Source organism: Niveispirillum sp. FG148, assembly GCF_057809655.1.
On sequence record NZ_JBMDKJ010000017.1, the window covers coordinates 120681 to 128602 of the forward strand.

8 protein-coding genes are annotated in these 7922 nt (G+C 68.3%); all 8 read left to right on the top strand.

The window, feature by feature from the left end:
* The first annotated feature begins 11 nt into the window (after positions 1-11).
* The 8 genes from ACODTW_RS17780 (at position 12) to ACODTW_RS17815 (ending at position 7752) form a co-directional block, all read left to right on the top strand.
* A complete protein-coding gene (locus ACODTW_RS17780; protein ID WP_488947399.1) occupies positions 12-818 on the top strand; it encodes an aspartate/glutamate racemase family protein in 807 nt (268 codons plus the stop codon).
* Entirely contained in the window at positions 815-2320 is a 1506-nt protein-coding gene (gene tcuA / locus ACODTW_RS17785) for an FAD-dependent tricarballylate dehydrogenase TcuA (RefSeq protein WP_488947400.1), read from the top strand. Before ACODTW_RS17780 ends, tcuA begins: the two co-directional genes overlap by 4 nt.
* On the top strand, positions 2317-3681 hold the full coding sequence (locus ACODTW_RS17790; RefSeq protein WP_488947401.1) for an FAD-dependent oxidoreductase: 1365 nt from the start codon (positions 2317-2319) through the stop codon (positions 3679-3681). The genes tcuA and ACODTW_RS17790 overlap by 4 nt, the downstream gene beginning before the upstream one ends.
* Positions 3678-4457, top strand: coding sequence for an electron transfer flavoprotein subunit beta/FixA family protein (locus tag ACODTW_RS17795; protein ID WP_488947402.1), 780 nt, complete (start codon positions 3678-3680; stop codon positions 4455-4457). Before ACODTW_RS17790 ends, ACODTW_RS17795 begins: the two co-directional genes overlap by 4 nt.
* On the top strand, positions 4454-5398 hold the full coding sequence (locus ACODTW_RS17800) for an electron transfer flavoprotein subunit alpha/FixB family protein (protein ID WP_488947403.1): 945 nt from the start codon (positions 4454-4456) through the stop codon (positions 5396-5398). The genes ACODTW_RS17795 and ACODTW_RS17800 overlap by 4 nt, the downstream gene beginning before the upstream one ends.
* A gap of 2 nt (positions 5399-5400) precedes the next feature.
* Positions 5401-5991: a hypothetical protein gene (locus tag ACODTW_RS17805; protein ID WP_488947404.1), complete on the top strand. Its 591-nt coding sequence runs from the start codon at positions 5401-5403 to the stop codon at positions 5989-5991.
* A 54-nt stretch (positions 5992-6045) separates the two neighbouring features.
* Complete coding sequence (locus ACODTW_RS17810) at positions 6046-6825, top strand: 2-keto-4-pentenoate hydratase (protein WP_488947405.1); 780 nt, start codon at positions 6046-6048, stop codon at positions 6823-6825.
* Between the two features lie 72 nt (positions 6826-6897).
* The gene (locus ACODTW_RS17815) at positions 6898-7752 is read left to right on the top strand and encodes a fumarylacetoacetate hydrolase family protein (protein WP_488947406.1); all 855 of its coding nucleotides are present in this window, start codon (positions 6898-6900) and stop codon (positions 7750-7752) included.
* Positions 7753-7922: the final 170 nt, after the last annotated feature.

Below are 7922 nucleotides of genomic sequence, written 5' to 3' on the forward strand. Positions count from 1 at the left end.
GGGGGCGGTCCATGGCGATGCGCATATGGCATCAGAGCTTCACCGTCCTGGATGACCTGCCGGCCTATGGTGCCGCCCTGGAACGCCATTTCCGGCAGGTGGCCCGCCCGGATACGCAGATCGTGATGCATGGGCTGCGGCCCGGCACCTACCGGTCCAACTATCCGGGAGAGGACATCAAGCATGTGGGCCTAATGCATCTGCATGGCCTGCAATTCATCCAGGCGGCGGTGACGGCGGAACGGGCGGGGTTCGATGCCTATGCCCTGTCCACCCTGCCGGAGCCGGCCTTGCAGGAAATCCGGGCCCTGGTCGATATTCCCGTCGTCGGCTATGGCGAGGCGGCCATGCTGTCGGCCTGTGCGCTGGGGCGACGCTTCGGTGTGCTGGTCTTCATCGACGAGCTGGCGGAACTGGTGGCGGAAAACGCGGCCCGGCATGGGTTGGGCGACCGCTTTGCCGGGTCGCGGCATGTCGGGTTCCGCTTCACCGACGTGCTGGCCGCCTTCGACCAGCCCGGCCCGCTGATCGACCGGTTCCGGACGGCGGCGCGAGACCTGATCGGTCGCGGGGCCGATGTCATCATCCCCGGCGAGGCGCCGTTGAACGTGCTGCTGGCCTGTGAAGGTTTGTCGGCCGTGGACGGTGTTCCCATCGTCGACAGTCTGGCCGCCTGGGTCCGTCAGGCCGAAGGGCTGGTCGATCACCGGCGCCGGGGCGGGCAGATCCACAATAGGCGCGGCTTCTTCGCCGCCTTGCCCGATCCCGGCCGCGTGGACGAGGTGCTGCGCTTCTACGGCCTGCAACCGGCGGAATGACGATGGCGGAACAGCAGATTTATCCCGACGTGCTGGTGGTCGGCGCCGGCAATGCCGCTATGTGCGCGGCCCTGTCCGCGGCGGAGGCGGGGGCCAGCGTGCTGGTGCTGGAACGGGCCCCGCAGGACGAGCGGGGGGGCAACAGCGCCTATACGGGCGGTGCCTTCCGCATGGCCTATGACGGCGTGGCGGATATCCGCCGCATGGTCCCCGACCTCAGCCCCGCGCAGGAGGCGGAGACGGATTTCGGCACCTACGATGCCGGCCAGTATTTCGATGATCTGGCGCGGCTGTCGGGCTATCGCACCGACATGGCGCTGGCGGAAATCCTGGTGGCCGACAGTCTGGACACGGCCGACTGGATGCGCGGCATGGGCGTGCGCTTCATGCCCATCTATGGCCGTCAGGCCTTCAAAAGCGAAGGCCGCTTCCGCTTCTGGGGCGGGTTGACGCTGGAGGTGGCGGGCGGTGGCCTGGGGCTGGTGGAAAGCCTGCATGCAGCGGCCGGGCGTCGCGGCGTCATCGTGCGCTATGACACCCGGGCGCTGTCCTTGCTAATGGATGGCGGGACCGTGACGGGCGTGCGGGCGCGCAGCGGCGGGCGCGATATCGACATCCGGGCCAAGGCTGTGGTGCTGGCGGCCGGCGGTTTCCACGCCAATGCCGAATGGCGCGCCCGCTATCTGGGGCGCGATTGGGATCTGGCCAAGGTCCGGGGATCGCGCTTCAACACGGGCGACGGCGTGCGCATGGCCATCGATGCCGGTGCCATGCCCTATGGTCACTGGTCGGGCTGCCATGCCGTCGCCTATGACCTGGCGGCGCCGGAATTCGGCGATCTGGACCTGCTGGGCCAGCAGAAGAACAGCTTCCCCTTCGGCATCATGGTCAATGCGCGGGGCGAGCGCTTCTTCGATGAAGGGGCGGATTTCCGCAACTACACCTATTCGCGCCTGGGCCATGCCGTGCTGGCCCAGCCGGGGGCGCTGGCCTGGCAGGTGTTCGACGCCCAGGTCGCGCACCTGTTGAGCGATGAATACCGCGTCCGCCAGATCACAAAGGTGGAGGCGACAAGCCTGGACGAACTGGCCGGAAAGATGGAAGGCGTCGATCCGGCCGGGTTCCTGGCCACGGTGGATGCCTATAACCGGGCCGTGGCGGGGAATGTGCCCTTTGATCCCACGCGCCGCGACGGACGGTCGGCCATGGGCCTGCCCGTGCCGAAATCCAACTGGGCCAACCGGCTGGAAAAGCCGCCCTTCGTCGCCTTCGGTGTGACCTGCGGCATCACCTTCACCTTCGGTGGCGTGCGAACCGATGGGCATGGGCGGGTGATAACGGTCGAGGGCGGGGCCATTCCCGGCCTTTATGCCGCCGGCGAGTTGGTGGGCGGTCTTTATTACGACATTTATCCCGGCGGTGCCGGGCTGATGTCCGGCGCCGTCTTCGGCCGCCGGGCGGGCGCCCATGCCGCCGGCTTTGGACGGGAGATGCAGCCATGACCGCCATTGCGGATCTGGTGATCGTGGGTGGCGGGGCGGCCGGCTTCGCCGCGGCCCTGACCGCCGTGGAGGCGGGGCTGGATGTCATCCTGCTGGAAAAGCTGACCCAGACCGGCGGGTCGTCGGCCATGAGCGGCGGGTGCCTGGCCTTTGCCGGCACGGACCTGCAACGCGCCCATGGGGTGGCGGACACGCCCGACCTGTTGTTCAACGACCTGCGCGAGGTTGGCAAGTTCGAAAATGACGAGGCGCTGGTCCGCCTCTATGCCGACCGGCAATTGGCGACTTATGAATGGCTGAAGGCGGCGGGCGTGGAGTTCAGCCCCACGCTGGAGGCGGCGTCGGGCCAGTCGGCGCGGCGCGTCCATAGCGTCGACCCGGCCGACATGGTCCGGCGGCTGGCGGCCAACGCCCTGGCCAGCGGGCGCCTGCGCCTGCTGATGGGGGTGGCGGTGCGGGAACTGGTGCGCGAAGACGGGCTGGTCACCGGTGTGCGCACCCATGGCGCCCCCGATCTTGTCCAGGCGCGCCATGGCGTGCTGCTGGCCAGCGGCGGCTTCTGCCGCAACCCCGCCCTGGTCCATCGGTTCGCCCCGCACTATGACGAGGCCGTGTTCGTCGGTGGTGCCGGCAGCACCGGCGACGGCTTGCGCATGGCCTGGAAGCTGGGTGCTGACCTGCGCGACATGGCCTATATCAAGGGCACCTACGGCAAGCATCCCACGGACGAAACCAACGATCACAGCCTGCAGGCCGTCTATAAGGGGGCCATTGCGGTCAATCAGGATGGCGACCGCTATGTTGATGAGAGCCTGTCCTACAAGCTGCTGGGCGATGCCTGCATGGCCCAGCCCTATCACACGACCTATCAGATTCTGGACCAGGACATTTTCGACAGTGGTGACGACCGCGTGCGCATCTTCGATTTCGGCCGCCGGCTGGAGGAGGGGTTGTTCGTCGTGGCCGACACCCTGGCCGATCTGGCCGGGCAACTGGAAATCGACCCGCAACGCCTGATCGCCACGGTGGACCGTTATAACGGCTTTGTCGATGCCGGCCATGATGCCGATTTCGGCCGGGCGCATCTGGTCCATCGGCACGGGGCGTTGCGCCGGATCGAACGCGGCCCCTTCTATGCCTATCCCTCGACGGCTGTCGTCTTCGGCACCTATTGCGGGCTGCGCGTCGATGAAAGGCTGCGGGTCATCGATGTCGACGACCAGCCTATTGCTGGGCTGTTCGCGGCCGGCGAGGTGATGGGCGGCTTCCACGGGGCGGCCTATATGACCGGATCGGCACTGGGCAAGGCCGTGGTTTTCGGGCGGCTGGCGGTCGAGGGCATCGCGGAGGGGCGGGCATGAGGATCATGCTGCTGCTGGCCGGGGTGATGGACCCGAAATGGCCCCTGGACTGGCCCGTTCCGTCGGCCCTGCCATCCCGTCTCCCGGATCGGATGATCCTTTCCCCCTTTGACGAGGCGGCGCTGGAACTGGCCCTGCGCCTGCGGGACTTGTCGGGGGCGGGGGACGCGGTCAAGGCCCTGGTGGTCGGGGCGGAGGATACGCTGCGCACGGCCCGCACTGTCGCTTCCTACCGGGTGGAGACGCAGCGTCTGGTGCTGCCCGAAGCCAGCCTGTGGGATACGGCCGGCGTGGCCGCTTCCATCGCGTCCTGCATCGGCCCGTCCCGTCCCGATCTGCTGCTGATCGGCCGGGAATTCGGGGACCATGATGATGGCAGCTTTCCCGCCTATCTTGCCGGCCTGCTGGACCTGCCCTTTTTTGGGCTGGCGCAGGACATGGCCTGGACGGATGGCCGGGCGCGGTTCATGCGCGAACACGCTGGTGCCGAGGAATGGGTCACCATCGACTGCCCGGCCCTGGTCAGTGTCACCAATGATCGCCGCAACCGGCTGCGCAAGCCCTTGATGAAGAATGTCATGGCCGCGCGTCAGGCGGCCTTGCCAGCGGTGCCGGTCGCACCCAGGGGGACAGGGCCAGCGGGCCTTCATCTGCTGTCCGCCGAACCGCATGCCACGACGCGCGAACAGGTGGCGGGCCGCATCCTGTCCGGGCCGGTGCCGGCGCAGGTCGCAGCCGCGGCCCTTCTTTTTCAGCAATGGCGGGCCGGGCGATGACGGATGCGCTTCACCATATCGTCGTTCTGGCCCCGTGCGGCGACGCCACGGATATGGATGCCGACAAGGCCCGGGTGGCGGCGGCCGAACTGGCAGCGACTACGGGGACGGGCTTCTCCAGCCTGTGGCTGTCACCGGACGGGCCGGAAGCCGTGTCCCTGCTGCCGGGGGAACGGGCCTGCTGGCGGCCCTGCCCGGATGGGATCGGGGCCATGGCCCGGGCGGCGGCCGACACCCTGGCCGGCTGGTCCGATCGCTCCCTGCTGGTGCTGACCCCGCCGGGCGCGGACGGGGAGGCACTGGCGGCCCTTGTGGCGGCGAAGGCAGGGTTTCAGCCGCTGGGCCGCTGTGAAAGATTGGCGCTGGACGGCGCGCGGATCAGGGCCACCAGCCAGCGCGGCGGCCGCATCCGCCGGCATATCGCCTGCGAAGGATCAGCGACGGCGGTGCTGCGTCCGCAAGCGACCATGGCGCCGCTGCCAGGCGCGGTCTTGCCGGAAGCCGGGCCGGCCGCCATGGATACCGGGAACAGTGATCTTCCGGTTGAACGGCGACCGCTGGCCGAACGGCAGGCGGCGCTGGAAGGGGCACGGCTGGTCGTGTCCGGTGGTCGCGGGCTGGACCCGGACGGGTTCGCGCTGCTGGCGCGTCTGGCCGATCGGCTGGGCGGTGCCGTGGGCGCCAGCCTGCCGGCCATCGATCTGGGGCTGGCGCCGGTTTCCCGGCAGGTGGGCCAGTCGGGCAAGTTCGTCGCCCCGGAACTCTATCTGGCGGTCGGCCTGTCGGGAACGCCCCAGCATCTGGCGGGGATCGCACCGGTCAGCCGGATCGTGGCCATCAATTCCGACCCGCAGGCCCCCATCTTCCAGTTCGCCGAGCTGGGGCTGGTGGCCGACTGGCGGGAGGTGCTGCCGGCCCTGCTGACCGCGTTGGAGGCATGATGATGGCCGGCCCGACAGTCCCGCCCCGCCAGGGGCGCCGTGTGGTTGCCATCGGCAATTTCGACGGTGTGCATCGCGGGCATCAGGCCCTGGTCGATCATGCTGTGGCCCTGGCCCGCGACCTGGATGTCCCGGCCACGGCCCTGACCTTCTGGCCGCATCCAAGGCGGTTTCTGCGCCCCGACCAGCCGCCGCTGCAACTGACGGCACCGGCGGAGCGGGATGCCCTGCTGCGCGCCCGCGGCGTGGCGGAGGTGGTGACCCTGACCTTCGATGCCACCCTGGCGGCCCTGCCAGCCGATCAGTTCGTCCGCGATATCCTGGTCGCCCGCCTGGATGTCGCGCATGTCGTGGTGGGGGAGGATTACCGGTTCGGCGCCGCCAGACAGGGCGATGTCGGGCTGCTGCGGACCCTGGGGGCCGACCTTGGCTTCGGGGTGTCGGCGCACCGGGCCATCTGCGACGGGGCGGGACGTGTCTGTTCCTCCAGCCGCGTGCGGGCCGCCCTGGCCGACGGCGACCTGGAGCTGGCCCGGGACATCCTGGGCAGCAACAGCATCATCCTGCCGGTGGCGGGACGGCTGCCCGCCTGACTGCCCGATCCTTTTTGACATTCCATTCCAAGCGGTTAAGAGGAGAGCCCCCGGATGGCCGTTCCCACCCATGATGACCTCGCCCGGCGCCTGCGCGACGCCTATATCCAAGGGGCGGTGCCGCCCCTGCGCGATGGGCTGGACCCGCTGGACGCCGATGGGGCCTACGCCGTGCAGACCCTCAATACCCGCTTCTGGCAGGCCCAGGGACGGCGCATCGTCGGCCGCAAGGCCGGTTTGACCGCGAAGGCCGTTCAGACCCAACTGGGGGTTGGACAGCCCGATTTCGGTGTCCTGTTCGACGATATGCGCATCGCCGATGGCGGGCGCTTGGACCCCGCTCGCGCCTTGCAGCCCAAGGCAGAGGCGGAGGTGGCCCTGGTGCTGGGCCGGGATCTGACCGATCCCGAAACAGGCCGCGAGCAGGTGGCCGCCGCCGTGGCCTCCGTGCATGCCGCGATCGAGATTGTGGACAGCCGCATCGCCAACTGGGCCATCACTTTCGCCGACACCGTGGCCGACAACGGCTCTTCCGCCTTCTTCGTCCTGGCGGAGCGGGGGGTGCCGCTGGCGGATCTGGATCTCTACACCTGCGGCATGGTGCTGGAGATGGACGGCCATGTCGCGTCGCTGGGGGCGGGGGCTGCCTGTCTGGGCCACCCGTTGAACGCTGCCACCTGGCTGGCCCGCACCCTGGCGGCGCGGGGCGAGCCGCTGCGCGCCGGCGATATCCTGCTGACGGGGGCGCTGGGCCCCATGGTGGCGCTGTCACCCGGTCAGACCCTGGTGGCCAGGGTTGGCGGGCTGGGGTGCTGTTCTTTCACCTATGGGTGATCCTGCCCTGCCAACGGTCACACCCCCAGTGAAAAGGTTCGGCCTCCCGGCCAGCCATCAGGGACAGCAACCATGAGAATTCTTGCCTTTTCGACGCCGTCCGGCCCCGCCATCGGCCTGCGCACAGGTGACGAGGTCATCAATCTGACGCAACAGGGGTTGCCGGCCCGCCTGGAACCCCTGTTGGCCATGGGGGCGGGCTGGCCGCAGGTGGTTCAGGATGCGGCCAGCCGGGCGCGCAGCCGTATCCCGCTGGAACGTATCGACTATCTGGCGCCCATCAATGCCCCGGCCAAGGCCATCGCCGTCGGCCTGAACTATGTCGACCACGCGGCGGAAAGCAATTTCCAGCCCCCCGATTACCCGGTGCTGTTCAACCGCTATCCCAGTTCCTGGGTGGGGCATTGGGCGCCGCTGCTGCGGCCGCGTGTGTCGGCGCAGTTCGACTATGAAGGCGAATTGCTGGTGGTGATCGGCAAGGCCGGCCGCCATATCCCGGTCAACCGGGCGCTGGATCATGTCGCGGGCTACTCCGTGTTCAATGACGGCTCCGTCCGCGATTATCAGCGCAAATCCGCCCAATGGATGATGGGCAAGAATTTCGACCGCAGCGGCTCGTTCGGACCGGAATTCGTGTCTGTCGACGAACTGCCGTCCGGGGCCCGGGGCCTGCGCCTGCAAACCCGCCTGAACGGGCAGGTGATGCAGGATGCCAATACCGATTCCATGATCTTCGATGTGGCGACACTGGTCTCACTGATTTCGGAAGCGTTCGCACTGGTGCCCGGCGACCTGATCATTTCCGGCACGCCGGCCGGCGTGGGGGCGGCGCGCAAGCCGCAACTGTTCATGAAGGCCGGCGATGTCTGCGAGGTGGAGATCGAAGGCGTGGGGCTTCTGTCGAACCCCATCATTGATGAGGGCTGACCCGCTGTCGGGCGTTGAACCGTGGCATTGTCGATACAATCCGCCGCGTGGCGGCAGGCGGCGCCTGAAGGAGATGGGCTGCGACAGTTGGGATTGGCGTAGGGGAAAGAGCGGGTGATTGAAAATAGTTGTTGCGTTGCGGGATGTGGTGGGTCTATACGGCGCCTCCC